The 25,282-nt window shown below is 72.0% G+C and carries 23 protein-coding genes and 1 tRNA gene; 12 read left to right on the top strand and 12 right to left on the bottom strand.

The annotated features are described in order from the left end of the window. Positions 1–114: 114 nt before the first annotated feature. Positions 115–1,218 (top strand): ADP-ribosylglycohydrolase family protein, encoded by a 1,104-nt coding sequence (locus OG519_RS12675; RefSeq protein WP_405582630.1) that lies wholly within the window; start codon positions 115–117, stop codon positions 1,216–1,218. Between the two features lie 116 nt (positions 1,219–1,334). Continuing rightward, positions 1,335–2,525 carry a PLP-dependent aminotransferase family protein gene (locus OG519_RS12670; RefSeq protein WP_405582628.1) on the top strand — a complete coding sequence of 397 codons (1,191 nt, stop codon included), beginning with the start codon at positions 1,335–1,337 and terminating at the stop codon, positions 2,523–2,525. 260 nt (positions 2,526–2,785) lie between these two features. Here OG519_RS12670 and OG519_RS12665 read toward each other — a convergent pair whose 3' ends face one another. From OG519_RS12665 to OG519_RS12655, 3 genes are all read right to left on the bottom strand, one after another. Beyond that, on the bottom strand, positions 2,786–2,995 hold the full coding sequence (locus tag OG519_RS12665) for a DUF397 domain-containing protein (RefSeq protein ID WP_405582626.1): 210 nt from the start codon (positions 2,993–2,995) through the stop codon (positions 2,786–2,788). A 243-nt stretch (positions 2,996–3,238) separates the two neighbouring features. Next, entirely contained in the window at positions 3,239–4,093 is an 855-nt protein-coding gene (locus tag OG519_RS12660) for a helix-turn-helix domain-containing protein (RefSeq protein ID WP_405582624.1), read from the bottom strand. Between the two features lie 451 nt (positions 4,094–4,544). Continuing rightward, a complete protein-coding gene (locus tag OG519_RS12655; RefSeq protein WP_405582622.1) occupies positions 4,545–5,246 on the bottom strand; it encodes a GPP34 family phosphoprotein in 702 nt (233 codons plus the stop codon). A gap of 753 nt (positions 5,247–5,999) precedes the next feature. Between OG519_RS12655 and OG519_RS12650 the strand changes: the two genes are divergently transcribed. Next, on the top strand, positions 6,000–8,150 hold the full coding sequence (locus OG519_RS12650) for a D-alanyl-D-alanine carboxypeptidase (RefSeq protein WP_405582620.1): 2,151 nt from the start codon (positions 6,000–6,002) through the stop codon (positions 8,148–8,150). A gap of 147 nt (positions 8,151–8,297) precedes the next feature. Here the strand turns inward: OG519_RS12650 and OG519_RS12645 are convergent, their stop codons facing one another. From OG519_RS12645 to OG519_RS12635, 3 genes are all read right to left on the bottom strand, one after another. Further along, positions 8,298–10,733, bottom strand: a complete 2,436-nt coding sequence (locus OG519_RS12645) for a heavy metal translocating P-type ATPase (RefSeq protein WP_405592692.1) — start codon at positions 10,731–10,733, stop codon at positions 8,298–8,300. A gap of 110 nt (positions 10,734–10,843) precedes the next feature. Then, the gene (locus OG519_RS12640; RefSeq protein WP_405582618.1) at positions 10,844–11,056 is read right to left on the bottom strand and encodes a heavy-metal-associated domain-containing protein; all 213 of its coding nucleotides are present in this window, start codon (positions 11,054–11,056) and stop codon (positions 10,844–10,846) included. Positions 11,057–11,233: 177 nt separating this feature from the next. Beyond that, positions 11,234–11,668 carry a MarR family winged helix-turn-helix transcriptional regulator gene (locus tag OG519_RS12635; RefSeq protein WP_405582616.1) on the bottom strand — a complete coding sequence of 145 codons (435 nt, stop codon included), beginning with the start codon at positions 11,666–11,668 and terminating at the stop codon, positions 11,234–11,236. 192 nt (positions 11,669–11,860) lie between these two features. Between OG519_RS12635 and OG519_RS12630 the strand changes: the two genes are divergently transcribed. Continuing rightward, complete coding sequence (locus tag OG519_RS12630) at positions 11,861–13,777, top strand: FUSC family protein (protein ID WP_405582614.1); 1,917 nt, start codon at positions 11,861–11,863, stop codon at positions 13,775–13,777. A gap of 117 nt (positions 13,778–13,894) precedes the next feature. Further along, positions 13,895–14,317, top strand: a complete 423-nt coding sequence (panD, locus tag OG519_RS12625; protein ID WP_405582612.1) for an aspartate 1-decarboxylase — start codon at positions 13,895–13,897, stop codon at positions 14,315–14,317. 31 nt (positions 14,318–14,348) lie between these two features. Here the strand turns inward: panD and OG519_RS12620 are convergent, their stop codons facing one another. Beyond that, a complete protein-coding gene (locus OG519_RS12620; RefSeq protein ID WP_405582610.1) occupies positions 14,349–14,549 on the bottom strand; it encodes a hypothetical protein in 201 nt (66 codons plus the stop codon). Between the two features lie 233 nt (positions 14,550–14,782). Between OG519_RS12620 and OG519_RS12615 the strand changes: the two genes are divergently transcribed. Further along, complete coding sequence (locus OG519_RS12615; protein WP_405582608.1) at positions 14,783–15,574, top strand: VOC family protein; 792 nt, start codon at positions 14,783–14,785, stop codon at positions 15,572–15,574. A 39-nt stretch (positions 15,575–15,613) separates the two neighbouring features. On the opposite strand, the gene OG519_RS12610 is transcribed toward OG519_RS12615, so the two are convergent. The 3 genes from OG519_RS12610 to OG519_RS12600 are packed head-to-tail and all read right to left on the bottom strand — an operon-like array spanning position 15,614 to position 18,451. After that, positions 15,614–16,594, bottom strand: a complete 981-nt coding sequence (locus tag OG519_RS12610) for a pseudouridine synthase (RefSeq protein WP_405582606.1) — start codon at positions 16,592–16,594, stop codon at positions 15,614–15,616. A gap of 39 nt (positions 16,595–16,633) precedes the next feature. Continuing rightward, a complete protein-coding gene (locus tag OG519_RS12605; RefSeq protein ID WP_405582604.1) occupies positions 16,634–17,920 on the bottom strand; it encodes a permease in 1,287 nt (428 codons plus the stop codon). Positions 17,921–17,932: 12 nt separating this feature from the next. Continuing rightward, positions 17,933–18,451, bottom strand: a complete 519-nt coding sequence (locus OG519_RS12600) for a helix-turn-helix domain-containing protein (RefSeq protein ID WP_405582602.1) — start codon at positions 18,449–18,451, stop codon at positions 17,933–17,935. Between the two features lie 236 nt (positions 18,452–18,687). Here OG519_RS12600 and OG519_RS12595 point away from each other — a divergent pair, with 236 nt between their 5' ends. Beyond that, positions 18,688–18,867 carry a helix-turn-helix domain-containing protein gene (locus tag OG519_RS12595; protein WP_405582599.1) on the top strand — a complete coding sequence of 60 codons (180 nt, stop codon included), beginning with the start codon at positions 18,688–18,690 and terminating at the stop codon, positions 18,865–18,867. An 84-nt stretch (positions 18,868–18,951) separates the two neighbouring features. Here the strand turns inward: OG519_RS12595 and OG519_RS12590 are convergent. Then, a tRNA-Arg gene (locus OG519_RS12590) sits at positions 18,952–19,024 on the bottom strand. A 213-nt stretch (positions 19,025–19,237) separates the two neighbouring features. Between OG519_RS12590 and OG519_RS12585 the strand changes: the two genes are divergently transcribed. The 4 genes from OG519_RS12585 (at position 19,238) to OG519_RS12570 (ending at position 23,730) form a co-directional block, all read left to right on the top strand. Further along, positions 19,238–20,344, top strand: a complete 1,107-nt coding sequence (locus tag OG519_RS12585; RefSeq protein ID WP_405582596.1) for an LLM class flavin-dependent oxidoreductase — start codon at positions 19,238–19,240, stop codon at positions 20,342–20,344. Next, on the top strand, positions 20,341–20,955 hold the full coding sequence (locus tag OG519_RS12580; protein WP_405582593.1) for an FMN reductase: 615 nt from the start codon (positions 20,341–20,343) through the stop codon (positions 20,953–20,955). Before OG519_RS12585 ends, OG519_RS12580 begins: the two co-directional genes overlap by 4 nt. Before the next feature lie 263 nt (positions 20,956–21,218). Further along, positions 21,219–22,784 carry an MFS transporter gene (locus OG519_RS12575; RefSeq protein WP_405582590.1) on the top strand — a complete coding sequence of 522 codons (1,566 nt, stop codon included), beginning with the start codon at positions 21,219–21,221 and terminating at the stop codon, positions 22,782–22,784. A gap of 103 nt (positions 22,785–22,887) precedes the next feature. Then, positions 22,888–23,730: an ABC transporter ATP-binding protein gene (locus OG519_RS12570; protein ID WP_405582587.1), complete on the top strand. Its 843-nt coding sequence runs from the start codon at positions 22,888–22,890 to the stop codon at positions 23,728–23,730. Positions 23,731–23,829: 99 nt separating this feature from the next. Here the strand turns inward: OG519_RS12570 and OG519_RS12565 are convergent, their stop codons facing one another. Beyond that, positions 23,830–24,330 carry a MarR family winged helix-turn-helix transcriptional regulator gene (locus tag OG519_RS12565; protein ID WP_405582584.1) on the bottom strand — a complete coding sequence of 167 codons (501 nt, stop codon included), beginning with the start codon at positions 24,328–24,330 and terminating at the stop codon, positions 23,830–23,832. A gap of 250 nt (positions 24,331–24,580) precedes the next feature. Between OG519_RS12565 and OG519_RS12560 the strand changes: the two genes are divergently transcribed. Beyond that, on the top strand, positions 24,581–25,213 hold the full coding sequence (locus OG519_RS12560) for a TetR/AcrR family transcriptional regulator (RefSeq protein WP_405592691.1): 633 nt from the start codon (positions 24,581–24,583) through the stop codon (positions 25,211–25,213). The last annotated feature ends 69 nt before the right edge of the window (positions 25,214–25,282 follow it).

The raw sequence follows: 25,282 nt of genomic DNA, 5'->3' as shown, positions 1-25,282 counted from the left end.
CCTACCCGTCGTCCCCCGCAGTCCCCCGGCCGTCCCCCTTCCTCTCCTGGTCGGGTCGGCTATCGTGCTGGGCGCAGAACGGGTCTGACCGGGGGCCGATCGAAGGGAAGCGCCTTGACCGCTGTCTGGGGACGCGCGCAGCAGCAGGACTTCCGCAGCCGGGTACGGGGCTGCCTGCTCGGCGGCGCGATCGGCGACGCCCTCGGCGGGGGTGTGGAGTTCGAGTCGCTCGAAGCGATCCAGCTCAGTCACGGCCCGGACGGCGTCACCGACTACGTGACGGCGTACGGGCGGCGCGGCGCCGTCACCGACGACACGCAGATGACGCTTTTCACCGTGGAGGGGCTGATACGGGCCCAGGTGCGCCGGGACACCGGCGCCTGGCACCCGCCGACCGACATCCACCGCGCCTACCGCCGCTGGGCGGCCACCCAGAGCGAGTGGGGACCCGACGAGCGCCGCAAGGACACCGGTTGGCTGGCCCGCGAGGAGTGGCTCTACGCACAGCGCGCCCCGGGCGGCGCGTGTCTGTCCGGTCTGTCGGACGACCGGATGGGCACCCTGGAGGAGCCCAAGAACCCCGGCTCCAAAGGCTGCGGCACCGTGATGCGGTCGGCCCCCTTCGGGCTGCTGGTCGGCTGGGAGCCGCAGTTGGTCTTCCAGTTGGCGGTGGAGTGCGCCGCCCAGACCCACGGCCATCCCACCGGGCAGCTCGCGGCCGGCGCCTTCGCCGTCATCGTGCACGGCCTCGCCCGCGGTGAGGCGCTGGACGGCTCGGTCCAGCACGCGCTCGCCCTGCTCGGCGCCCGCCCCGGCCACCAGGAGACCACCGACGCCCTCCAGAGCGCCCTGGGCGCCGTACGGCAGGGGCTGCCGTCGCCGCAGCGGGTGGAGGCGCTCGGCGAGGGCTGGACCGCCGAGGAGGCGCTCGCGATCGGCGTCTACTGCGCGCTGGTCGCCGAGGACGTACGGCACGGCCTGCTGCTGGCCGTCAACCACTCGGGGGACAGCGACTCGACCGGCTCCATCTGCGGCAATCTGCTGGGCGTCCAGCACGGCGAGACGGCCCTGCCGCCCGCCTGGATAGCGGAGTTGGAGGGGCGCAGCACGATATTGCAGCTCGCCGACGACTTCGCCATGGAGATGACCCAGGCGCCAGCCCTGCACGGTCCCTCCGGCGCCAGCCCGGCCTGGCTCGACCGCTATCCGGCGGCATAAGCCGCCGCGGAGACGGTGGTGGGGAGCGGCCAGGCGGCAGCGGGCAGCGGGCTATTGGGCGCCCGGATGGTGGAAAGTATGTGGACGTCCTAGTAATTCTCCCTAGGCTGCCCGCCATGATGACGACGCCCGCCGCCGCGCCTCCCGCCCTTGCCGCCCGCGCCCGCGAAGTGGGCGCCTCACCCGTACGCGAGATCCTGGCCCTGACGGCCCGTCCGGAGGTGATCTCCTTCGCCGGCGGACTGCCTGCGCCCGAACTCTTCGATGCGGAGGGCATCAGAGCCGCGTACGACCGTGTGCTGGCCGAGCAGCCGGGCACGGTGCTCCAGTACTCGACGACCGAGGGCGATCCGGCGCTGCGGGCCGCGGTGGCCGGCCGGCTGACCGCGCGCGGACTGCCGACAAAGGTGGGCGACCTCCTGGTGACGGGCGGTTCGCAGCAGGGCCTCGCGCTGCTGGCCACCGTGCTGCTTGACCCCGGGGACGTCGTCCTGGTCGAGAACCCCACGTATCTGGCCGCGTTGCAGTGCTTCGGCTTCGCCGGCGCCCGGGTGGTGCCGGTGCCGACCGACGACGACGGGGTGACCCCGGCGGCGCTTGACGAACTGGTCGCGCGGGAGCGGCCGAAACTGCTCTACCTGGTCCCCAATTTCCAGAACCCCACCGGCCGTACGCTCCCGCTCGCACGCCGGCACGCGGTCGCCGAGGTGGCGGCGCGGCACGGCCTGTGGATCGCCGAGGACGACCCGTACGGCGAACTGCGCTTCGAGGGCCGCGGCGAGCCGTGGATCGCCGCCCTGGACGGGGCCGCCGACCGGACGATCCTGCTCGGCAGCTTCTCCAAGATCATGGCGCCCGGCCTCCGGCTCGGCTGGCTGCGCGCCCCGGCCGGCCTCGGGCGGCCCTGTGTCATCGCCAAGCAAGCCGCCGACCTGCACACCTCCACCGTCGACCAGGCCGCCGCGGCCCGTTACCTGGCCGACCGGGACCTGGACGCGCATCTGGCCCTGGTCCGTACCGCCTACCGTGCCCGGCGGGACGCGCTGCTGGCCGGACTGCCCGCCGCGCTGCCGGCCGGCAGTACCTGGAACCGGCCGGAGGGCGGGATGTTCCTCTGGGTCCGCCTGCCCGAGGGCCACGACGCGACCGCGCTGCTGCGGACCGCGATCACCCACGACGTCGCCTATGTGCCGGGCGCGCCCTTCTTCGCCGCCGCACCCGACGCCAGGACACTGCGGATGTCGTTCACCGCCCACCCGCCGGCGGGGATCGCGGCGGGCCTGGCGCGCCTGGCCAAGGTGTTCTGACCCGGCGCGCCGCGATCCGCGCGGCGACCCCGGCCCCGACCGGCGCCCCGACCGGCGCCCCGACCCGCGCCCCGATCTGTGCCCTGACCCGCGCCCTGACCCGCGCCCCGACCCGTGTCACGGCAGCGAAGAGCCCCCTCGGCCAGGACGGCGGCCAGTCGAGAGGGCTCCGCTGCTGCTGCGCGCCCGGAGAGGGGCGCGGAGTGAACCGGCGTGCTGCTTCGCGGACCGGCCGGGTGAGTGACCGGCGGACCGGCTGACTAGCGGAGGTTGAAGGAACCGCGGTCCACATCGGTGACGAAGGACGACCACGCCTCGGGGGAGAAGGTGAGGACGGGGCCCTGCGGGTCCTTGGAGTCACGGACGACCACGGACTCGACGGCGGGGGACTTGACCTCGACACAGGCGCCGTTGCCGGTGGACCGCGAGGACTTCATCCACGCGGGGGTGCTGCCCAGCTTGATTGCCATCTCTGCTCCGGTGTGTGCTGGTGGCTTTGGCGTACGACACGCCCTTGCCTGACACGCTGGACGCTACTCGCGAACATCGCCACTCAAGGGGTCACTTCACCCAAGCTGGTGGCATATACCCATGAAATCTTGCCTGTTGGGCAAGGGGTACGGTATCTTCCGCTCCCGCCGATCCGATCACCCCTGGCTCGGCCCGACCGGAGTCGATGGAGCGCCGCGTCGACAGCGGCGCGGCGCCGGCCGTCAGACGTAACGTTCCGCCGCTTCGGTGATGAAGTGCCGGGTGTGCTCCGCGCTCAACGCCTGTGCCCGCAAGTGCTCGTACATCACGCTGTACGCCTGCACATCGGTGTCCTTCTCCAGGTAGAGGTCGCTGTTGACCCCCTCCAGGTACACCACCGTCGCGTCGGTGGTGTCGGTGAACTCCAGTACCGCGAACTGCCCGCTGAGCCCCGGATGGGCGCCCGCCTCGAACGGCAGCACCTGGACCGTCACATGCGGAAGCTGGCTCAGGTCCACCAGGTGCAGCAGCTGTTCCCGCATGACCGCGTTGTCGCCGACCTTGCGGCACAGCGCCGCCTCGTCGATCACCGCCCACAGCCGCAGCGGCGACTCGTCCTCCAGGATGCGCTCCTGGCGCCGCAGCCGGACATTCACCCGCTTGTCCACCTGCTCCGCCGGGGCCTCCGGCAGATTCCCGGCGATCACCGCGCCGGCGTACCCCCGCGTCTGCAACAGGCCGGGCACGACCTGCGGTTCGAAGACGCGCAGGCTCGCCGCCTCGGTCTCGAGACCGATGTAGACGCTGTACGGGATGTCACCGAAGGCATGCCACCACCCCTGCTGGCGCGACTCCTTGGCCATCTGCATCAGCGAGTCGACGATCCGGAGGTCCTCGACACCGTAGACCCCGCACAGATCGCGGACATCGCGCTGGCTGATGCTGCGCCGGCCGTTCTCCAGCCGGCTGATCTTCGATTGGGAGACCAGCAGCCGGGCCGCGACCTCCTCGGCCGTCATGCCCTTCTGCTCGCGGAGCTTGCGCAGCTCCGAACCCAACCGGCGTCGCCTGACGGTGGGGTTGACGTTGGCGACCACAGGTAGCGCACCTCCACACTGATCCATACTGATGGTCAGCAGCCTGCCACTACCGGTCATCGCCCCGCTGGCGAATGAGCGGAACAAGCTTGTCGGCGAGGCTTCCCGGTGGAAATCCGGTGCGAATCCGATGGCAAAGCGACAGCGCGCGGGCGCGAAAACGAGCCGCGCGGGGCGCCGGGCCCCGGAATCCTCCGGAGTCCGCCGCCCAGCGCGGCACAGCGGCTCCCCGAACGGGTCGCCGCGAACGACAGCCGTCGCCGCGGTGTCCGGTCCCTGCCGACGGGCACCGCGGCCGTCCCGCGCACGCCGGGCGTGCGGGTACTGCTGGATCATGCGCTTACGCCGTGCTGTGTGCCGGATGTGCGCCGCGGCCGGGTGCTTATCCGCCGCGTACAGCCCGGCTGCTAAAACCGTGCTGATGTCGCCGATAAAGAACTCGTGCCGCCGGTCAACGGGCACCGGCCCGGGCCATGGAGCCCTGCCCTGCCGGGCGTTGCGCCTGGGCAGGCGGACGCTTCGGCTGCGCCGCCACCCCGTTCTGCACATCCATCACGGCGTGCGCGACGAGACCGCCCATCGGGTCGTACCGAATCAGGTCACGCAGGCGCGATCGCGAGGACCGGCCTTCGTTGCCCGGGTACAGGTGCTTGCCGAGCCCCACGGCGTGGGCGAGCGCGGCGAGCGCGGCGGTCCGCGGGTCCGGCGGAACGCCGGTGCGGATCGCACTGTCCAGCCGGGCTCTGATCTCCCGGCTGACCGCGCTGTCGGTCGCCTGATACCGCGTGGTCGGCAGCACCCCGCACATCTGACCCGGCACGGCGTGCACCATGCCGCACCGTTCGAGATGCGCGAGATACGTCTGACGCAGCCCCAGTCGGGGCCCGCCGATCCAGTGGACGGCGCGGACCGGGCTGCCACGACGGCGCAGCAGCTCGAGCGCGGAGTCCAGGGTCGGATCTCCAGTCGGCCGTGGGTGCACCACGGCGATACGATCCCCGTCAGGGGCTATCCGTCCTGCCAGAGCCAGCTCGACGAGCTGTGCTCCGGCGAGGCCGAGGTCGAGTGATTGCGGCTGCGCCGTGGTCCCGGTCGTCGGGTCCAGGGCGAGCAGCAACAACTCTTCCGGAATACTTCTGCGGCTCTTGCCCATCCATGCCTCCCCGCGTGGATGAATGACAGGGTGACGCCTCTCACACCGGCCTGTCGAGAGCGCCTTTGCCATATCGGTGGGAACCGGGTGGTATGTCGTTCTCGTCTATGGGGCGGGTGGGGTGTCGCGGACGGGCCACGGGCCGCTCGCGGGACACTGGCCCCAGTGAGACCGGATGGGTAGCGGCGAGCGCGGTGCGATGTGCCAGGTTTGAACGAGAACGATCGGTGCGGACCGGTGTGGACCGGCCTGACCAGCGCGACCAGTGCGACGGGGCCCCTCGCAGCAGGTGAAAGTCGATGACGATGTGTGGAGGAGGTCTGCGTGACGGGCGAGTCCCCCGGCAGGGAACGGCAGCGCGGAACGTCGGGGGAGGTGGCCGATCGGCGGGTCCCAGAAGATCCGAGGCCGACGGTGGTCCAGTTGCCCGGTGAGACGCATGAGGCGCCTGGTGCGGGCCGGGCGGAGCGAACGTCGGACGTACCTGCGGAGCGCGCCCCCGCCGCGCTGAACAGCGCCGTCGCGTCGGCGTCCGCGGCGTCGGGCGGCGGCGCCGCCTCGGCCGCCAGGCCGCGCCCCGCGCACGAGTCCACGGCGGAGCCGAGCGTGGATACGCCGAACGGGGTAGTCGCCGTCGACGATCCGGCTCCGCAGGACGTCCCCCCGGCTCCGTCCGAGGGGTCCGGTGCGGCTGCCGAGCCCCAGGAAACGGAATCAAATCGTGACCTGGACGCCGGGTCGGACGAGGCTCCTGTGGCGGATGCGGCCGAGACGACAAATACGGCGGATCCGTCGGATACGGCAGACGCGGTGGTCCCGGCCGAAGCGGCCGAGTCGGCCGCCAAGCGGAAAAGCACTCCGGTGGCGGAGCGGGACTCCTGGTCGGAGGGCGACCGGGAGAGTGACGTTCCGGCGGCGGGCGCACGGGCCGGGAAGCCGGTGGACGAGGCGGTGGGCGCTTCGCCGGCGGCTTCGGGCGTGGCCGTCCCGCCGACCGGCTCCCAGGCGCTCCTTGAGGCCCCTCAGGCCCCAGGCGCCCCGGAAGCGGACGAGGAAGGGCCGGGGGGCGCGGCGGGTGCCGCTGCGAACGGCGATACGGACCGCGGTACGGACGCGGTGGCCGTCGAATCGGCGGAGGCCGGCCCCGGCGGGTCCATCCCCGATGACGCCGGCGCCGCCGAGAGCGGCCCCGTCGAGGTCGCCTCGGCGGTCTCCGGCCCCGCCGAGAGCGCCCCCGAGGACGGCGAACCGGACCCCGGGGACGCGGCGGCGCCCACGCCCGCGGACCGTGCGGCGGAGGCAACCGCCGCCCCGGCCAAGCGCCGTGTGACCCCGCTCGTCTCCGATCTGCCGGATCGCCCGGCCGGCGAGGGTGAAGGTCCGGTGGTGTTCGGCAAGCCCGGCAGGCCCGTCGTGGCTCGTCCGAGCCCCTACGCGCCCATGCGGCCCGCCCCCGTGCCCCTCCCGAAGTCCGCCAAGCCGGCGGCCGGGCAGACGGGCGCACAGGGCGCCGCGGCCACCGGGACGACCGGCAGCCAGCCGGCCACCGGTGCCGAGGGCGAGCGTGTCGGCCCCGAGGGCACCCGCGCGCTGCCGCTGCCCCTGCCGCCCGCGGCCGAGCCGGCTCCGCTGAAGCTCCTCGCCGAGCTCACCAACACCCCGCCCCCGCCGCAGACCGTCCTGCGCACCACCGTGCGCCGGTTCAAGATCTGGACCCCGCTGGTCGTGCTGCTCGCCGTGGTCTACGTCATCGTGCAGGCGGTACGTCCGCTGCCCGCACCGGACTTGGCGCTCACCGCGGACCCCGTCTACACCTTCGAGGGCACCCCGCTGCCGCGGTCGATGCCGTGGCCGGCGCAGGGGCAGTCCGTCGCCGAGGTCGAGGGCCTCGGCTCGCTCGGCGTGCACGGCGCCCAGACACCCGTGCCGATCGCGAGCGTCACCAAGGTGATGACCGCGTATCTGATCCTGCACGACCACCCGCTCAGCGGTCGGCAGACCGGCCCGCTGATCACCGTCGACCAGCAGGCCGCGAACGAGTCCTCGTCCGCCGACGAGTCCACCGCCGCGGTCAAGGCGGGCGACAAGTACACCGAACGCCAGATGCTGGAACTGCTGCTGATCCCGTCCGGCAACAACATCGCCCGCCTGCTCTCCCGTTGGGACGCGGGGACGCAGGCGGCCTTCGTCAGGAAGATGACCGCGGCCGCCGCCGAACTCGGGATGACGCACACCACCTACACCGGGGCGAGCGGCTTCGAGGAGACCACCGTCAGCACCGCCGAGGACCAGTTGAAGCTCGCCCGGCAGGTGATGAAGAACGACGTCTTCCGGTCCGTGGTGGCGCTGCCGAACATCAACATCCCCGGCGTCGGCATGATCTACAACAACAACAACGACCTGGTGCACCTCGGGGTCGTCGGCATCAAGACCGGCTCGAGCACCCCGGCCGGCGGCGCCCTGATGTGGGCGGCGCACAAGACGGTCGCGGGCAGGCAGCAGTTGATCCTCGGGGTCGTGCTCCAGCAACGCGGTGGCTCGACCGTCTTCGACAGCCTCCAGGTCGCGCTGAAGAACAGCCAGAAGCTGATCGAGTCCGTGCAGGGCGGCCTGGCCTCGGCGACGATAGTGAAGAAGGGCCAGGTCGTCGGCGAGGTCCGGGACGGACTGGGCGGCGCCACCCCGGTGGTGGCCGGAAAGGACCTGAACGCCATCGGCTGGCCGGGGATGAAGGCGGACATCACCATCGACGCCAACTCCTCCGGTGTGCCGCACAACGCGAAGGCCGGCAGCCAGGTCGGCACGATCGGCTTCGGCACGGGTTCGGCCCGCACGACGGTGCCGGTGCTGCTCCAGAGCAACCTGTCGGAGCCGTCGTTCGCCAAGAAGCTCACCTGGTTCTGACGGTCGGGCGCGGCGGCTCGCAGGGCCCATAGGCGCCGAAGGGGGCGGCCGGATCAGCTCGTGATCCGGCCGCCCCCTCCGCGCGTGCCGGCCGTCCGGTCAGCCCCGGTCACCGCCTCGGCCCCGGATCCGCCGCCCCGGGCCTCGTCAGTCGGCGAGTGGCTTGAAACCGCGCAGCCGCAGACTGTTGCCGACCACGAAGACCGAGGAGAAGGCCATCGCCGCCCCCGCGATCATCGGGTTGAGCAGACCGGCGGCGGCCAGCGGGAGCGCCGCGAGGTTGTAGGCGAACGCCCACACCAGGTTGCCCTTGATCGTGGCCAGCGTCCGGCGGGCGAGGCGAATCGCGTCCGCGGCGACCCGCAGGTCCCCCCGGACGAGCGTGAGATCGCCCGCCTCGATCGCCGCGTCCGTCCCGGTCCCCATGGCGAGGCCGAGGTCGGCCTGGGCCAGCGCCGCCGCGTCGTTGACGCCGTCGCCGACCATCGCGACCGTAAGGCCCCGCTCCTGGAGCCCGCGGACCACCGCCACCTTGTCCTCGGGCAGCACTTCGGCGTGGACGTCGGCCTGGTCGATGCCGACCGCCGCGGCCACCGCGGCGGCCACCGCCGCGTTGTCGCCGGTGAGCAGCACCGGCCTGAGTCCCAGGGCCCGCAGCCGCCGTACCGCCTCCGCGCTGGTCGGCTTCACCGCGTCGGCGACGACCAGCACCGCACGGGCCCGGCCGTCCCAGGCGACGACGACCGCCGTACCGCCCCGCTTCTCGGCCGCCGCCTTCGCCTCGGCCACCGCGGGCGTCAGCGGCACCCCGGCGGACAGCAGCAGCCCCTCCCGGCCGACCAGCACCGCGTGACCGTCCACCGTGCCGCGTACGCCGAGCCCCGGCACGTCGGCGAAGTCGTCCGCCACCGCGGGCAGGTCACCGATCAGCTCGGCGGCGCGCGCGGCGATCGCCCGCGCGACCGGATGCCCGGAGGCGTGCTCCAGCGCTCCGGCGAGCCGCAGCACCTCCTTCTCGTCGGCCGCGTCGGCGTCGTCCGCCTCGTCCGCCTCGTCCGCCGCGTCCGCCGCGTCGGCGTCCGCGGCTGGCTCCGGGCCCACCGGGTGGACCTCGATCAGTGTCATCACGCCGGTGGTGACGGTGCCCGTCTTGTCCAGCAGCACGGTGTCGACGGCCCGGGTGGACTCCAGCACCTCGGGTCCCTTGATGAGGATGCCGAGTTGGGCGCCGCGTCCGGTGCCGACGAGCAGCGCGGTCGGCGTCGCCAGACCCAGCGCGCACGGACAGGCGATGATCAGTACGGCCACGGCCGCCGTGAAGGCCGCCGCCGCGCCCTCGCCGAGCGCGAGCCACACCCCGAGCGTGCCGAGCGCCAGAGCGATCACGGCCGGCACGAACACCGCGGAGATCCGGTCGGCGAGCCGCTGCGCCGCCGCCTTGCCGTTCTGCGCGTCCTCCACCAGCCGGGCCATCCGGGCCAGTTGGGTGTCGGCGCCGATCCGCAGCGCCTCGACGACGATCCTGCCGCCGACGTTCACCGTCGCGCCCGCGACCTGGATCCCCGGTCCGACCTCGACCGGAACCGACTCACCGGTCAGCATCGACGCGTCGACCGCGGAACCGCCCTCCCGGACCACCCCGTCGGTGGCGATCTTCTCCCCCGGCCGTACGACGAAGCGATCGCCGACCGCCAGGTCGCCGACGGGGAGCCGCACCTCCCGCTCGCCGCCGCTTGCGTCCGGCCGCAGCACCGCGACATCCTTCGCGCCCAGGCTCAGCAGGGCATGCAGAGCGGCTCCGGCGCGGCGCTTGGCGCGAGCCTCGAAGGAGCGGCCGGCCAGGAGGAAGGCGGTCACCCCGGCCGCCGCCTCCAGATAGATGTCGCCCCCGGCGTCGCCTCGGGCGATGGTGAACTCGAACGGGTGGGTCATGCCCGGCGTCCCGGCCGTGCCGAAGAAGAGTGCCCACACCGACCAGCCGTAGGCGGCGAGCGTCCCCACCGAGACGAGGGTGTCCATGGTCGCGGCCCCGTGGCGGGCGTTCGCCCACGCCGCGCGGTGGAACGGCCGGCCCGCGTACGCCACGACCGGCGTGGCCAGCGCCAAGGCCACCCACTGCCAGTCGGTGAACTGGAAGGCGCGGACCATCGACAGCAGGACGACGGGGACGGCCAGCACCACCGCGACGAGCAACCGCCGGTTCAGCGCGCTCCGTTCGGCGTCCGCGGGCCGGTCAGCGTCCGCACTCCGTTCGCCGTCCGCGGGCCGTTCGGACGGGTCGGCCGCGGTGCTCTCGTGCTTACGGCGCCGCCATGGTCGGCTTTCCGCCGCCGGCGGCGGGGGAGTGGGCGGCGCCGGGAGTACGGCGGTGTATCCGGTGGCCTCCACGGTCGCGATGAGATCGCCGACCGAGACGCTCTCCGCGTAGGCGACCTTCGCCTTCTCGGTGGCGTAGTTGACCGTGGCGACGCTCACGCCGTCCATCCGGTTGAGCTTCTTCTCGATCCGGGTGGCGCAGGACGCGCAGGTCATGCCGCCGATCGCCAGCTCGATGCGCTGCTCGGCGGACGTGCCGTCCGTCATCGCGGTGCTGGTCGCCATGTCCACTCACTCCCCGCTCTCGCCTGATCGCCGAACGCGTCCGTCCGCCCGTGTCCCCGCCGGAGGGATGCGCCCGGTGGCGGGGGCGGGACTCAGGCCGGTCCCACGAGTTCGTAACCCGCCTCGTCCACCGCGGCGCGAAGCGCCTCCTCGTCGAGCGGCTGCTCGGAGGCCACGGTCAGCAGTCCGGTCTTCGCCACCGCGCGGACCGAGGTGACGCCCGCGAGCGCGGTGACCTCCTTGGTGACGGCGGACTCGCAGTGACCGCAGCTCATCCCGGTCACGGAGTAGACGGCCTCGCTCATGCTGTGCTCCTCGTGGTGTGCGTGCGGGGGGTGGGTTTCCCCGCCCTCTCTATCACCACTGTATACCCCCTAGGGGTATTAAAAATGGCTACCCCCAGGGGGTATTTCGAGCTGCTGAATACGACCATACGCCGCCGGTGTCGTTCGTCGAATCGGCCGTCCGCTCGGGCCGTCCACTCAGTCGTCCGCCGCGAGCCGGTCGAGCAGCCCGGCCGCCAGCCGCAGCAGCTCCTGCTCGGTCTCGTTCAGCTCCGCCGCCATCCGTGCGCGCAGCCACGCGTCACGGTGCTCCACATCGCGCGCCATCGCCTCGAAGCCGTCCCCCGTCAGCTCGATCCGCTGCTGCCGCCCGTCCGCCGCGTCGCGGGTCCGGGTCACCAGCCCGTCGTCCTCCAGCGCGGCCAGCGTCCGCGTCAGCGACTGGGGCTGGATGTGCAGCGCGGCCGCGATCGCGCTCGGGCGGTCCGGCCCGGCGCGGTAGAGGTGGGCCAGCACGGCGAGCTTGCCGTTCGGCAGGCCGTCGGGCAGTCGCTCGGCGCGCATCCGGCGGCCGAGCCGGTTGACCGCGCGGCGGACGACGGCGGCTCGGTCGGTGGGCGGCGGTGGAAACATGGCGGCCATTTTCTAAGCAAGGCGTATTATCTTTTGGGAGGCGAGCAAGGTAAGCAAGCTCAGCGTGCCGTGGTTCTTGGGCAGAGGCAGAGTGATGATCGTACGCAAAGCTGGGTACTTTGCTGCTTCGCGTCTTCGTGCGGGTGAGTTGCGGGGGCGCGCGTTGACGACCGTCGACCAAGGGGCACCGGAATGCTGATCCGACTGCGCTTGCTCGATCCCGGCCGGGTGAGGCTGCACCTCGCCATCAGGACGATCCTCGCCGCCCTGGCCGCGCTGCTCGGCACCTGGGCGGTCTGCCGATCCGCCGATCTGCCCGGCGGCATGGTGGTGATCGCCACCGTGGTCGCCGTCATGATCTCGCGGGTCCTGCACGCGACAGGCCTCCCGCATCGTCTGTCCGCACTGCTCTATGTGCCGGCGATCGGCATCCTCGCCGCCTTCACCGGCCGCTTCATGCTGCACCACACGTGGCTGGGTTCGATGTCCTTCGTCGGTGCCGTGGGGGCCTCCCGCTATCTGATGCGCTTCGGCGGCAGGACCCGCCGCCTCGGCCGGCTCGCCCTCACCCCGCTGATCGCGGTTCTCGTCGTCCCCGTCCCGCCGAGCGCCGCCCGTGCCACCGGGCCGCTGTGGGGCGGGCTCGCCGGTCTGATCGCGGTCGCGTGCGTCGTCGCCGTCCAGACGCTGCTGCCCGCCGGGCCCACCCGCCAAGCCGCGGCGGCGGCCCGGGACCTGTCGGACGCCATCACCCGGCTGCGCACGCTTCCGGCCGGCAGCCGCGCCCGGCTCCGCGCCGCCGCCACGGTCCACCGCGTCGCCCTCGTCGTCGACGACCGCCTCGACGCCGCCCGTCTACCGGACGGGGTCGATCGCACCCCGCTCGACGCCCTGGCCCTCGCCGTGCTGCACGCCGAGGTCGCGGCCGGGTCGCCGGAAGGCGGACGGCCCGACTCCCCCCGCCTGGAGAGCGCGCTCGCCGCGGTCCGCGAGCACGCCGCCACCGTTCGCACGCTGCCCGCCGCCGAACGTCCCACCCCGGACACCCCGGCCCCCGGCCGCCGCCCCGGCGGGCGGCGCGACCCCCAGCCGCAGACCCGGCTCGCAGCCCAGCTCGCCGGCGCCATGGGAGCTGCGTTCCTCGTCGGCCACCTGCTCTTTCCCACCCACTGGACATGGACGGTGATCACCGCGTTCGTGGTGTGCGCCGCCGCCCGGGACCGTGGCGACGTGGTGCACCGCAGCGGCCTGCGGGTGGCCGGCGCCTTCACCGGCGCGCTCACCGGCACCCTGATCGCCAGTGTGGTGTCCGGCGTCCCGGCCGCCGGTGTCACCGTCATCTTCTGCTATCTGCTGATCGGCGTCTGGCTGCGCGACCTCAACTACGCGATCTGGGCCTTCTGCGTCACCAGCCTGCTCGCCGTCCTCTACGGTCTCGACGGCGAGCGGGGTACGGCCCTGCTCGTCCAACGCCCCGAGGGCATCCTGCTGGGCTCCGCCTGCGGTATCGCGGCGGCCTTCTTCATCCTGCCGCTGCGCACCGAGACCGTCATGCGCGGCCGGGCCGCCCGAGCTCTCCAGGAACTCCAGGAACTCCTCGGCGCCGTCCGCGAACCCACCCCCGACCCCACGGCGCTGCGCCGCCTGGCCCGCCGTGTCGACCGCGCCGCCCGCCAACTCGCCGAAGCCGCCGCGCCCGCCCGCGCCCACCGCCGCCTCACCCGGTGGCGGCCCGCCTCGTCGGGGCCGGCCCCATGGCGACCGCGCCGCTCAGCCGCCGAAAGCCCCGGCGGTCGGGACCCGCACACCGCCGACTGGGCCGACTCCCTCGCCACCTGCGCCCACGCCGCCCGCGCCCTGGCCGCCACGGAAACCAGCGCCCTCGCCGCCGTCCGGCCCCAACTGGGCCTGACCGCCCAGAACATCGGCCAGGTGCGCCGACGCCTGGGCCACCGCCCCGACGCCGCCCCACCCCGCCCGACCCGGGGCGGCCCCGACCACCTCTCCCGCCTCAACTCCTCCCTCGCCGAGCTCTACCACCGGCTGCCCGGCCCGGCCGCCCCGCCCGCCGCAGCGCCGGAACCCGCGCCCGCCACCCCCGCGACCTGAGATCTTCCGCACTCCCCAGGAGGCCCTGGCCGGGACGGCCGGTGCCGGCTCTACTCTTGATCCGTCGGCGCGTACCGCACCCCGGACGCGACCTTCCCTTCACCAGGAGGCGGCGACATGCTGCGCACCATGTTCAAGTCCAAGATCCACCGGGCCACCGTGACCCAGGCGGATCTGCACTATGTGGGGTCCGTGACCATCGACCGCGACCTGATGGACGCCGCCGACCTGCTGCCCGGAGAACTGGTCCACATCGTCGACATCACCAACGGCGCCCGCCTGGAGACGTACGTCATCGAGGGCGAGCGGGGCTCCGGTGTCATCGGCATCAACGGTGCGGCCGCCCACCTGGTGCACCCCGGTGATCTGGTCATCCTGATCAGCTACGCACAGGTCGAGGACGCGGAGGCCCGCACCCTGCGACCCGCGGTCGTCCATGTCGACGCCGCCAACCGGATCACCGCACTGGGCAGTGACGCCGCCGAGCCCACCCCCGGCTCCGGCACGGTCCGTCCGCCGCACGCCGTCGCCCACGTCTGAGCCGCGGGCCGGCAGGCGGTCGCCGCCCGCGTCAGGCGGCGGTCACCACCGATGAGCCGTTGATCGGACCGGCCGCCGGACGTATCTGCATACGAACGCGTGCGGCTGCGGTCCACTGGGTGCGCAGCCGGGCCAGCTCGGTGAGTTCCTCGGCCGTCCAAGGCCGGTCACCGTGCTCCCGTACATACGCGCGCAGTGCCGCGTTCGCCTGGTCAAGGATTCCCCCGTACATGCGAACAACCCTAGGCGGCACCACTGACAATCCCGAATCCATTTGGCCGCCGCCCGTGTGCTCCATGTCACGCGACGGTCACGCCCCGATCACGCGCCGCCGCCGGCGCACGGCCGTGACCTGCCCGCGAACGGCGAGTGTCGGCGGTGGCTGCCATGCTGGTGTGAGAGAGGACACAGAGCTGGACACAGAGCTCGAATCCGGCAAAACCCTCAGTTCTCGGAGGTCAGCACATGCTCACCAACGACTACGCTCCCGGCGCGCCCAACTGGGTCGATCTCGGCAGCCGTGACACCGAGGCGGCGGCCGCGTACTACAGGTCGCTCTTCGGCTGGGACTTCCAGTCGGCCGGTCCCCAGGCGGGCGGATACGGCATGTTCCAGATGGCCGACCAGACCGTGGCGGCGATGGGCCCGCTGCGCCACGCCGGCAACGAGCCGACGTGGACGGTCTATTTCGACTCGGCCGACGTGGACGCCACCACCGAGGCCGTCGAACAGGCCGGGGGCTCCGTCCGCGTGCCGGCCACCGACGTCTTCGACGCGGGCCGAATGGCCGTCTACACCGATCCCGGCGGCGCCGACTTCGCCGTCTGGCAACCGGGCACCAACTCCGGCCTCGACCGGGTCGGTGCCGGCGGCCTGTGCTGGACGGAGCTTTACACCACCGGCGCCAACCCGGCCCGGAACTTCTACGGGAAGGTCTTCGACTGGGACTACGAGGACATGCCGCTGCCCGACGGCGACGGCACGTACATCGTGGCCTCACGTTCCGGCGGCGGCCAGGAGGGCTCGCACGGCGGCATCATGCAGCTCGGCACCGACATGCTGCCCGGCGGTGACGGCTACTGGCAGCCGTATTTCGCGGCCGTCGACACCGACGCCGTGACGGCGAAGGCCACCGAGCTGGGCGGCAGCGTGGTCGTGCCCCCCACCGACATGGAAGGCGTCGGCCGGATGGCACTGCTCAGGGACGCCGAAGGCGCGCATTTCGCGGTGCTCACTCCCGCCGAGTCCATACCGTAAGACCCCGGTGTCCGGGCACCCCGATCCCTGCCGCGGAGGTCACTTCGCGGCGGGCCCCCGCCACGCGGCAAGCTCGCGTCCGCTCTCGAAGCGGAACGGGCGGCCCGTCCACGGGTCGGTGAATTCCAGGGCCCGCGCGAGGAGTTGCAGCGGATCCTCGAAGCTCCCGGCGCCGCTGCCCCGCGGCTGCGGCGCCACCTCGGGATAGAGCGGATCGTTCAGCAGCGCCAGCCCGAGCCCGCTCATGTGGACGCGGAGCTGGTGGGTGCGACCGGTGGCCGGCCGCAACAGGTAACGGCCGAGCCCGCCGCGGTGGGCCAGCAGGTCGATCCGCGTCTCGGCGTTGACCGGGCCCGGCACCTCCTGGGCGGCCAGCACGCCGTGTTCCTTCACGATCCGGCTCCGCACGGTCCGCGGCAGCTCCACCGCCGGATCGTGGGCCGCGACCGCCTCGTACTCCTTGCGCACCCGCCGGTCCCGGAACAGCGTCTGGTAGGCGCCCCGGTCCTCCGGCCGCACCACGAAGAGCACGAGCCCCGCGGTGAGCCGGTCCAGCCGGTGCGCGGGGGAGAGCAGTGGCAGCCCCAGCTCGCGGCGCAGCCGGGCCACCGCGGTCTGCGTGATGTGCCGGCCACGCGGGGTGGTCGCCAGGAAGTGGGGCTTGTCCGCGACCACGATCCGTTCGTCGCGGTGGACGACCTCGATCGGGAAGGGCACCGGCGTCTCGGGCGCGAAGTCGCGGTGGAACCAGATGTACGCCCCGGCCTCGTACGGCGTCGCCGCGTCCACCGGCCGGCCGCCCTCGCCCACGAACCGGCCCGCCGCCAGCATCGCCTCGACCTCCGCCGGTCCGATGGCGGTGGCGTAGCGCGCCAGCAGATAGGCGGTCACGGTCGACGGCGGCCCGTCCGCACCCGGGTCCGAAGCGGTGATCGCGGGCAGCCGCAGACACACCGGGTCCACTCCGTCACGCTGCTCCAGCGGTGACGGGGGCGCCTTCCGCCCCGGTCTGCGCGCCATCCCCGCCACCACCCCATCCGTTCGCCGGTCGCTGCCAGGCTACGGGTGCGGGTCACCGCCGTGCTTCCCCTGATCGCTCTGCTCGCCCCGGCGGCCGTGTCCGCTGTGTCCGTCGTGCCCGCCCTGAGCCCCGTGCCCGTCCTGGTCCCCGTGGCCGCCGTGATCGGCGGGTCCGGCGCCGTGGTGCTCCCCCTTCGCCGGTGAGCCGCCCATCATCCGCAGCATCGCCACCCCGCCGGTCCGGCAGAAGCGGACCACCAGGGCCACCGCGAGGAGCAGAAAGACGATGTTGAGCCAGGTCGTGTAGTTCCAGGTGACACCGCCCTCGGTGAGCTTGGCGTCCGCCTGGTCCGGGACGAGCCCACCGCCGGCGAAGATCAGCTCGACGAGATAACCGGCCACCACCGTGGCCGCGAAGAAGGTCGTCGCGAGGAAGACCGCCATCCGCGCTCCGTAGTACCGGCGGTAGATGTTGAGCACCGGCAGGATCAGCAGATCCGCGAAGATGAACGCCACCACCCCGCCGAAGCTGATGCCGCCCTTCCAGAGCACCACCGCCAGCGGCACATTGCCGATCGAGCAGACAAACGACACCACCGCGACGAGCGGTCCGACGATCGGACCCCAGAGCTTGGCGGCGAGCGGATGGCCCGTGAAGAAGAAGGTCCGCCAGAACGAGTCGGGCACCCACGCCGCGATCGCCCCCGCGATGAGCAGCCCCGCCGCGAGATCGCGGGCGATCGCCGTCCACTCCATCACGAAGACGTGCGCCACCGAGGTGACGCCTTCCCGCGAGAGCAGCCGCTGCCGGAAGGTCCCCGGACGGCGCACGGACATGTCCATCGCGGCGTGCCCCTCCATGGACCCGGCCACCCCGCGCGCGGCCTGTTCCCGCGCCCCCCGGAGCAGCCGGTCCCGCAGCAACAGCCGGAACAGCACCGCCAGTACGACGATCATGATGGGGCCGCCGATGAACTCCGCCGCCGTGAACTGCCACCCCATCAGCAGCGCGAGGATGACGCCCAGTTCGACCACCAGATTGGTGGAGGCGATCTCAAAGGTCATCGCCGCCGTGAAATCGGCGCCCTTGACGACGAGCGAACGGGCCAGCGCCACCGCCGCGTAGGAGCAGGACGACGACGCCATCCCGAGCAGTGCCGCCACCCCCAGGGTCCGCGGCCGGTCGTCGCCCATCAGCCGGACCACCGTCGACTTGCGCACCACCGCCTGTACCACGGCCGACAGCGCGAAGCCCAGGATCAGGGCCCAGGTGATCTCCCAGGTCATCTCCCCGGCGATGGACAGCGCGTGCCGGACGGCGTGCATACGGCGGAGCGGTCAGGACTCTGAGGTGTTGCGCTGCGGGGTGTCCGCGAGCCTGGCCAGCCGGGCGAGATAGCCGCCCTGCTCCTCCCAGGCCAGCAGCGCCAGCCGCAGTTGCTCGGGGGTCGCGCTCGGCTTGCCCTTGACCACGACGACCATCTCGGCGTTCGGCGTGAGCGGCACGATCGTGGTGTCCAGGGTGGTGCCCTCGGTCAGGGCGTGGGTGACCCGGAGCGGCAGCCCGCCGTAAGCGCCGGACCGCAGCCGCCCGTTGGAGTCGAGCTCCCCGGGCTCGCCGGGCGCCAGCGGGTCCCCGCCGGCGAGGATCAGCTCGATCGAGCCGCGCCCCCAGCCGAGTGCGTGCTCGACATCGCGCAGGGTCGAGGTGACGCGTAGGAATGTGTGACCGCGCTCGATCGTCTGGATGGCGGTCCGCTTGACGCCGGCCAGTTCGCCGAGTCCCACCTGGCTGAGCCCCATGCCGTTACGCGCTGCCTGCACGGCTTTGCCCAGTCGCGACCAGTCTCCGTCCATGGGGCCTCATCATGCCCTAGTCCACGCAACCACGGAGGCGTCTTCCGGCCTTTTGACCTGCGCGGGAGGGGGTGCGAACAGGCCGTTCGGTTGCATGACGGCGTTTCAGCGGGCTCGGTTCGCGCTGCATCACCGAGCTGAAAAGCTCGCTCAATGAACGCTGACTGCTCGCTAGCGTGCTTGCTGCGAGAGCCTGCGGCGACTAATTTCGGGATGTGAGACCGAATGGCGCGGCAATGAGGGCACTCCGTCTGGCTCGGAAAATGAGCCTCCGCGACATGCAGGCAAGGACCGGCCTCGACCGGGGACACCTGTCCCGTCTGGAGCGCGGACTGGTGGGAGCGAGCGACGACACGATCCGCCGCTGCGCCCACGCGCTCGACGTCCCGACCGCCGCCATCACCCACGACCGCTGAGCGGTCGGACGTACGAAAGCCCGCGCCCTACGAGAGGGACGCGGGCGCCTGCACGGACTACACGGTCACACGGTCGCGCGTACGTGCCCCAGGCAGGATTCGAACCTGCGACACCAGCTTTAGGAGAGCTGTGCTCTATCCCCTGAGCTACTGGGGCGGGGGAGTGCCTGAACCACCGACAGAGTACCGGATCGCCTCCCGGCTGTGTCCCGCCGACCGCCGCCGTGGCCCGCGGGCGTCGGACGGAGACGGTGGGCCCCTGCCTGCCGTACTCCGGCGGCCGGGCCGGCCGCCGGAATAGTCCGGCGGCACCCCACGTTCGCATGGTTGAACAATCAACCAAATGGACGCAACCAGGACGGTGGGAGAAATGCAGTTCGGAATCTTCTCGGTCGGCGACGTCACCACGGACCCGACCAACGGCCGGACGCCGAGCGAGCATGAGCGGATCAAGGCGATGGTCGCCATCGCCCTCAAGGCCGAGGAGGTCGGCCTCGACGTGTTCGCCACCGGCGAGCACCACAATCCGCCCTTCGTACCGTCCTCCCCCACGACGATGCTCGGCTACATCGCCGCCCGCACCGAGCATCTGATCCTGTCCACGTCGACCACCCTGATCACCACCAACGACCCGGTGAAGATCGCCGAGGACTTCGCCATGCTCCAGCACCTGGCCGACGGACGCGTCGACCTGATGATGGGCCGCGGCAACACCGGGCCGGTCTACCCCTGGTTCGGCAAGGACATCCGCCAGGGCATCCCGCTGGCCGTGGAGAACTACGCGCTGCTGCACAAGCTGTGGCGCGAGGACGTGGTGGACTGGGCCGGCAAGTTCCGCACCCCGCTCCAGTCGTTCACCTCGACGCCCCGCCCCCTGGACGGCGTGCCCCCGTTCGTGTGGCACGGCTCGATCCGCAGCCCGGAGATCGCGGAACAGGCCGCCTACTACGGCGACGGCTTCTTCGCCAACAACATCTTCTGGCCCAAGGAGCACTTCAAGCGCCTCATCAGCCTCTACCGCGAGCGCTACGCCCACTACGGCCACGGCACGCCCGAGCAGGCCGTCGTCGGCCTCGGCGGCCAGGTGTTCATGCGCAAGAACTCCCAGGACGCGGTGCGGGAGTTCCGCCCCTACTTCGACAACGCGCCCGTCTACGGGCACGGCCCGTCGCTGGAGGACTTCACCGACCAGACGCCGCTGACCGTGGGCTCCCCGCAGGAGGTCATCGACAAGACACTGGCCTTCCGCGCGTCCTTCGGCGACTACCAGCGGCAGTTGTTCCTGATGGATCACGCCGGACTGCCGCTGAAGACCGTGCTGGAACAGCTCGACATCCTCGGTGAGGAGGTCGTGCCGGTGCTGCGCGCGGAATTCGCCAAGGGCCGCCCGGCCGACGTACCCGAGGGCCCCACCCACCAGGCGCTTGTCGCCCGCCGCGACACGCGGGCCGCCGAGCAGGAGGAGATACAGGCATGACGAAGAAGCTCGTGGTGGTCACCGCGGGACTCAGCCGGCCGTCCTCGACCCGGCTGCTCGCCGACCGGCTGACCGACGCCGCCCTGCGGCACGCGCGGGCGGCGGCGGTCGACGTCCGGGTGGTCGAGCTGCGCGAGCTGGCGAGCGAGATCGCCCAGAACATGGTCACCGGCTTCCCCGGCCCGCGGCTGCGGGACGCGATCGAGGCGGTCACCGGCGCCGACGGCCTGATCGCCGTCACCCCGGTCTTCACCGGTTCCTACAGCGGCCTGTTCAAGTCGTTCTTCGACGTCGTCGACAAGGACGCGCTGGCCGGGACGCCGGTGCTGATCGCGGCGACCGGCGGCACCGCGCGGCACTCGCTGGTACTCGAACACGCGATGCGCCCGCTCTTCGCCTATCTGCGGTCGATCGTCGTACCGACCGCGGTCTACGCCGCCTCCGAGGACTGGGGCACGGCCGGGGACGGCGCGCTCGACCGCCGGATCGACCGGGCCGCGGCGGAACTCGCCGCCCTGGTGGAGGCGCGCCCGGCCAGGGCCGAGGAGCCGGCCGAAGAGGCCGTGGTGCCCTTCGAGCAGCAGCTCGCCGCGCTGGCCGCGGAGGAGTGACCGCAGCGGAGTGGCCTCGCGCGGCGGACGATGGACGCTCCGGCTGGTGTCTTCGAACGAGTGACGGCCGCCGTACAGTTCGGCGGCCGGGGACGCTCACCGGGCTGGGCCGTCCGAGGGGCCGAGCGTTAGTCGTACCGAACGAACGGTTACCGATCACTCCGTACGGCGCCGCGCGCACGGTCCCAGGGGTGCGCGGCGGTCGGTTCTGTGAAGGGCGCAGCGTGTGAGCACTCGTCCGCTGATCGGGGTGGCACGGCGCCATGGCCCATAGCAGCGGGCCGGGGCCCGGCGCCCCGGGTGGGGGCGACGGCGGCCGCTCCAGGTCCAGGTCCAGGTCCAGGTTCCGGTCCAGGTTCCGGTTGGGTTACCGGCCCGACGACGAGGCATCCCCCTCCCACCGCTGGTGGGTCCTGTGCGTGGTCGCGCTCGCCCAGCTGATGGTCGTCCTCGACGCGACGATCGTGAACATCGCCCTGCCGTCCGCCCAGCAGGCCCTCGGCTTCTCCAACGGCAACCGCCAATGGGTCGTGACGGCCTACGCCCTCGCCTTCGGCTCCCTGCTGCTCTTCGGCGGCCGGCTCTCCGACCTGATCGGCCGCCGCCGGGCCTTCCTCATCGGCCTGGTCGGCTTCGCGGTGGCGTCCGCCATCGGCGGCGGCGCGCCGAGCTTCGAGGTGCTGGTCTTCGCGCGCGCCGTCCAGGGCCTGTTCGGCGCGCTGCTGGCACCGGCCGCGCTCTCCGTGCTGACGACGACCTTCAGCGATCCCAAGGAGCGGGCCCAGGCGTTCGGCGTCTACGGGGCGATCGCGGGCGCCGGCGGCGCGGTCGGGCTGCTGCTCGGCGGCCTGCTCACCGAGTACCTCGACTGGCGCTGGTGCCTGTACGTCAATCTGCTCTTCGCCTTCATCGCGTTCCTCGGCGGTCTGCGGCTGCTGAGCCCGGGGCGCCGGTCCGGCCGCGTCACTCTGGACATCCCCGGCACGGTCGTGGTGTCCGGCGGCCTGTTCTGCATCGTCTACGGCTTCGCCAACGCCGAGCGGCAGGGGTGGAGCGCGGTCGGCACCTGGGTCACCCTGCTGGCCGGAGTCGTCCTGCTGGTCGTCTTCGTCTGGTGGCAGCGGCGGACCGCTCACCCCCTGCTGCCGCTGCGGGTGGTCGCCGACCGCGACCGCGGCGCGTCCTATCTCGCGATGTTCATCTCGGGTGCCGGGCTGTTCGGAGTGTTCCTGTTCCTGACCTTCTATCTGCAACGGACCCTGATGTACTCACCGGTGAAGACCGGTGTCGCCTTCCTGCCGATGGTCGTCGCGATCATGGCCACCTCGGTGATCACCACCAACATCCTGATCCCCCGGGTGGGCCCGAGGCCGATCGTGCCGGCCGGCATGCTGCTCTGCGGCGGCTCGATGGCCTGGCTGACCGCGCTGGACCAGCACAGCGGCTATGGGGCGCACGTCCTGCCGCCGCTGCTCGTGATCGGCGTCGGCCTCGGCATCATCTTCGGCGCGGGCCTGAACCTCGCCACCGCGGGGGTGAAGGACTACGACGCCGGCGTCGCCTCGGCGATGGTGAACACCTCGCAGCAGGTCGGCGGCTCCATCGGCACCTCCCTGCTCAACACGCTGGCGACCAGCGCGGCCACCCGTTACCTGGTCGGCCGACCGCCGACCGCCGCGGTCGAGGCGCAGGCGCAGCTCCACAGCTTCATGGTCGCGTACTGGTGGTCGGCCGGATTCTTCGCGGTCGGCTTCGTGGTCACCGTGCTCCTGTATCGCAGCGGGGTGCCGGAGAGCCTGTCCTCCAACCCGAACGCGCCGGCCGCTTGACCGTCCCGGGCCCTCTCCGCACCCTCTCCGCGCCGTCCCCGCCGGCCATCCACATCGCGGACCGCCGCACGTCAAGATGGTGGATACAGCTAACCTCGTCCGTATGACAGAGGTGACAGCCGTGAGCGCCGAGGGGACGGGGAGCCCGGAAGGCGGGCCGCGGGTGGTGGCCGCCCTCGAAGCCGCCAGCGTGCGGCGCCACACCACCGGGCAGGTCATCCTCGACGACATCCACTGGAGCGTGCGGGCCGGTGAGCACTGGGCGCTGCTCGGCGCCAACGGCGCGGGCAAGACGACGCTGCTCCGGCTCATCGGCGCGCTCATGCACCCCACCACCGGCACGGTCGAGGTCCTCGGCCACCGCCTGGGCCGCGTCGACGTGCGCGAACTGCGGGCCCGCATCGGTCTGGTGTCGTCCGCGCAGAAGGTCCCGCTGGACGCCCCCGCGCACACCGTCGTACTGACCGGCCACACCGGCACCGTGCAGCCCCTGTGGCGAAAGTACGACTCCGAGGTACGGGATCGGGCGGACGCCCTGCTGAGCGAACTGGAGATCAAGGAACTCGCCGAGCGTCCGTTCGGTGTGTGCTCAGGTGGTCAGCGGGCGCGCGTCCTGGTGGCCCGGGCGCTGATGGCCGACCCGTCCCTGTTGCTGCTCGACGAGCCGTTCAACGCGCTGGACCTGCCGTCGCGCGAGGATCTGATCGACACCATGCACCGTCTCGCGGTCACCCGTACGAGTCTGGCGACCATCACGGTGACCCATCACCTGGAGGAGCTGTCACCCGCGATCGGGCACGTGCTGCTGCTCAAGGAGGGGCGGGTGCTGACGTCGGGGCCGGCTGCCGAGGTCCTCACCGGCGTCCGGCTGACCGAGTGCTTCGGCCGGCCGATCGAGGTCAGCCGTCATGAGGGGCGGTGGCTGGCCCGCTCCGGCGGCCGCTGAGGGATAGCTGAGGGATAGCTGAGGGACAGGCGAAGCCGCTGCGAGCCGGTGAAGAACCGGTGGGAGCCGGCGAGGGGCGCTGAGATCCGCCGAGAGTCCTCAGCGCTGCCAGGGCAGATCCGCGTCGGCCGGCTGGTGCAGCCCCTCCGCGATGATCCGGGCGATCTCGCCGAGCCGGGCCGTCTGTTCCGGGGTGAGCCGGTCGAAGATCGCGGCCCGTACGGCGGCGACATGACCGGGCGCCGTACGCACCACCTCCTGGTATCCCTCGTCGGTGAGGACGCACATCTGGCCGCGGCGGTCGGACGGGCAGCTCTCCCGGCGCAGCCAGCCGTTGCCTTCCAGGCGGGCGACGGCGTGCGAGAGGCGGGAACGGGTGATCTTGGTCTTCTCGGCGAGTTCGGTCATCCTCATCGACCGGCCCTGCGTCTCCGACAGTGTGCTGAGCAGTGCGAAGTACAGGTGCGTCATGCCCGCGTCCCGCTGGAGCTGGCGGTCGAGGTGGTCGTCCAGCAGCGTCGTGGCGTGTACAAAGGCCCGCCAGGTCGCCTGCTCGTCTTCACTCAGCCATCGCATGACGGACATGATAGACGAACTCATTGAAGCTTCAATAAAATATCATCAGACAATGTGTCGTAGGTCACACGCGGACGGTGAAATATCCGGGGACCCGCTCCCCGTTTGATCTGATGAACCAAGCGGGGAGTTGTTGTCCGTTTCGGACGATCTCACCCGAGTTGGCCCGCCCCGACCGCGAAAGGAGCGCACCGTGACCCACGAACCCGGCACCGGCACCGGCACCGTTACTGACCCTGGCGCCGTCACTGGTGCCGACGCCGACGCCGCCGTCATCAGGGCTCGCACGGTACGGCTGCGCGCGGACGCGACCCGCAACCGCGAGCGGATCATCAGTGTCGCCCGCGACGCGATCGTGGAACTGGGGCCCGACATGGCGCTCGACGAGGTGGCCCGCCGGGCCGGCGTCGGCAACGCCACGCTCTACCGCCACTTCGCCGACCGCACCGAACTGATTCGTGAGGTCACCCTCTCGGTGATGGCCCGGACCGCCCAGTTGGCGGAGGACGCGCTCGCGGAGGAAGCAGACGCATTCTCCGCGCTGCGCCGATTCGTCTTCGAAGCGGTCGGGGAGCGCATCGGCGCCATGTGCCCGCTGTTGTCCCAGACCTTCGACCACCAGGACCCGGCGGTCGGGGAGCACATGCGACGCCTGGCGGGGTCCATCACCGCGATCATGGACCGGGCCCAGAGCGCCGGCCAGTTGCGCGATGACATCGGCGTCGGAGATCTGATGGTCGCACTGACCCAGCTCACCCGGCCGCTGCCGGGCACCGGTTGTGTCGGCTTCGACCGCTTCGTGCACCGACACCTTCAACTCTTCCTCGACGGGCTGAGCGCGCCGGCGCGCTCGGAACTCGTGGGGGCCGCGGCCACTCTGGAGGACCTGCAAGGCTGCCATAAATAAGTCGCAAGTAGCATCAGTCGGGTTATAGCGTCGGCAAGTTCGTCGCACGCGTCGGTTCGTGCCCAGGCC

Source organism: Streptomyces sp. NBC_01190 (assembly GCF_045039895.1).
GTDB lineage: Bacteria > Actinomycetota > Actinomycetes > Streptomycetales > Streptomycetaceae > Actinacidiphila.
Note: the sequence above shows the minus strand (reverse complement) of the source record. Positions and strands in the feature narration are given on the sequence as shown.

What these genes read in the sequence shown, in the direction of transcription:
- OG519_RS12600 (WP_405582602.1), bottom strand. Translation starts at nt 18,451, where the DNA reads ATGGACGGAGACTGGTCGCGACTGGGCAAAGCCGTGCAGGCAGCGCGT.
- OG519_RS12565 (WP_405582584.1), bottom strand. Translation starts at nt 24,330, where the DNA reads ATGAGTTCGTCTATCATGTCCGTCATGCGATGGCTGAGTGAAGACGAG.
- OG519_RS12620 (WP_405582610.1), bottom strand. Translation starts at nt 14,549, where the DNA reads ATGTACGGGGGAATCCTTGACCAGGCGAACGCGGCACTGCGCGCGTAT.
- OG519_RS12645 (WP_405592692.1), bottom strand. Translation starts at nt 10,733, where the DNA reads ATGACGGACGGCACGTCCGCCGAGCAGCGCATCGAGCTGGCGATCGGC.
- OG519_RS12595 (WP_405582599.1), top strand. Translation starts at nt 18,688, where the DNA reads ATGAGGGCACTCCGTCTGGCTCGGAAAATGAGCCTCCGCGACATGCAG.
- OG519_RS12570 (WP_405582587.1), top strand. Translation starts at nt 22,888, where the DNA reads ATGACAGAGGTGACAGCCGTGAGCGCCGAGGGGACGGGGAGCCCGGAA.
- OG519_RS12585 (WP_405582596.1), top strand. Translation starts at nt 19,238, where the DNA reads ATGCAGTTCGGAATCTTCTCGGTCGGCGACGTCACCACGGACCCGACC.
- OG519_RS12655 (WP_405582622.1), bottom strand. Translation starts at nt 5,246, where the DNA reads ATGGGCAAGAGCCGCAGAAGTATTCCGGAAGAGTTGTTGCTGCTCGCC.
- OG519_RS12575 (WP_405582590.1), top strand. Translation starts at nt 21,219, where the DNA reads ATGGCCCATAGCAGCGGGCCGGGGCCCGGCGCCCCGGGTGGGGGCGAC.
- OG519_RS12665 (WP_405582626.1), bottom strand. Translation starts at nt 2,995, where the DNA reads ATGGCAATCAAGCTGGGCAGCACCCCCGCGTGGATGAAGTCCTCGCGG.
- OG519_RS12580 (WP_405582593.1), top strand. Translation starts at nt 20,341, where the DNA reads ATGACGAAGAAGCTCGTGGTGGTCACCGCGGGACTCAGCCGGCCGTCC.
- OG519_RS12635 (WP_405582616.1), bottom strand. Translation starts at nt 11,668, where the DNA reads ATGTTTCCACCGCCGCCCACCGACCGAGCCGCCGTCGTCCGCCGCGCG.
- OG519_RS12610 (WP_405582606.1), bottom strand. Translation starts at nt 16,594, where the DNA reads ATGGCGCGCAGACCGGGGCGGAAGGCGCCCCCGTCACCGCTGGAGCAG.
- OG519_RS12605 (WP_405582604.1), bottom strand. Translation starts at nt 17,920, where the DNA reads ATGCACGCCGTCCGGCACGCGCTGTCCATCGCCGGGGAGATGACCTGG.
- OG519_RS12640 (WP_405582618.1), bottom strand. Translation starts at nt 11,056, where the DNA reads ATGAGCGAGGCCGTCTACTCCGTGACCGGGATGAGCTGCGGTCACTGC.
- OG519_RS12615 (WP_405582608.1), top strand. Translation starts at nt 14,783, where the DNA reads ATGCTCACCAACGACTACGCTCCCGGCGCGCCCAACTGGGTCGATCTC.
- panD (WP_405582612.1), top strand. Translation starts at nt 13,895, where the DNA reads ATGCTGCGCACCATGTTCAAGTCCAAGATCCACCGGGCCACCGTGACC.
- OG519_RS12670 (WP_405582628.1), top strand. Translation starts at nt 1,335, where the DNA reads ATGATGACGACGCCCGCCGCCGCGCCTCCCGCCCTTGCCGCCCGCGCC.
- OG519_RS12630 (WP_405582614.1), top strand. Translation starts at nt 11,861, where the DNA reads ATGCTGATCCGACTGCGCTTGCTCGATCCCGGCCGGGTGAGGCTGCAC.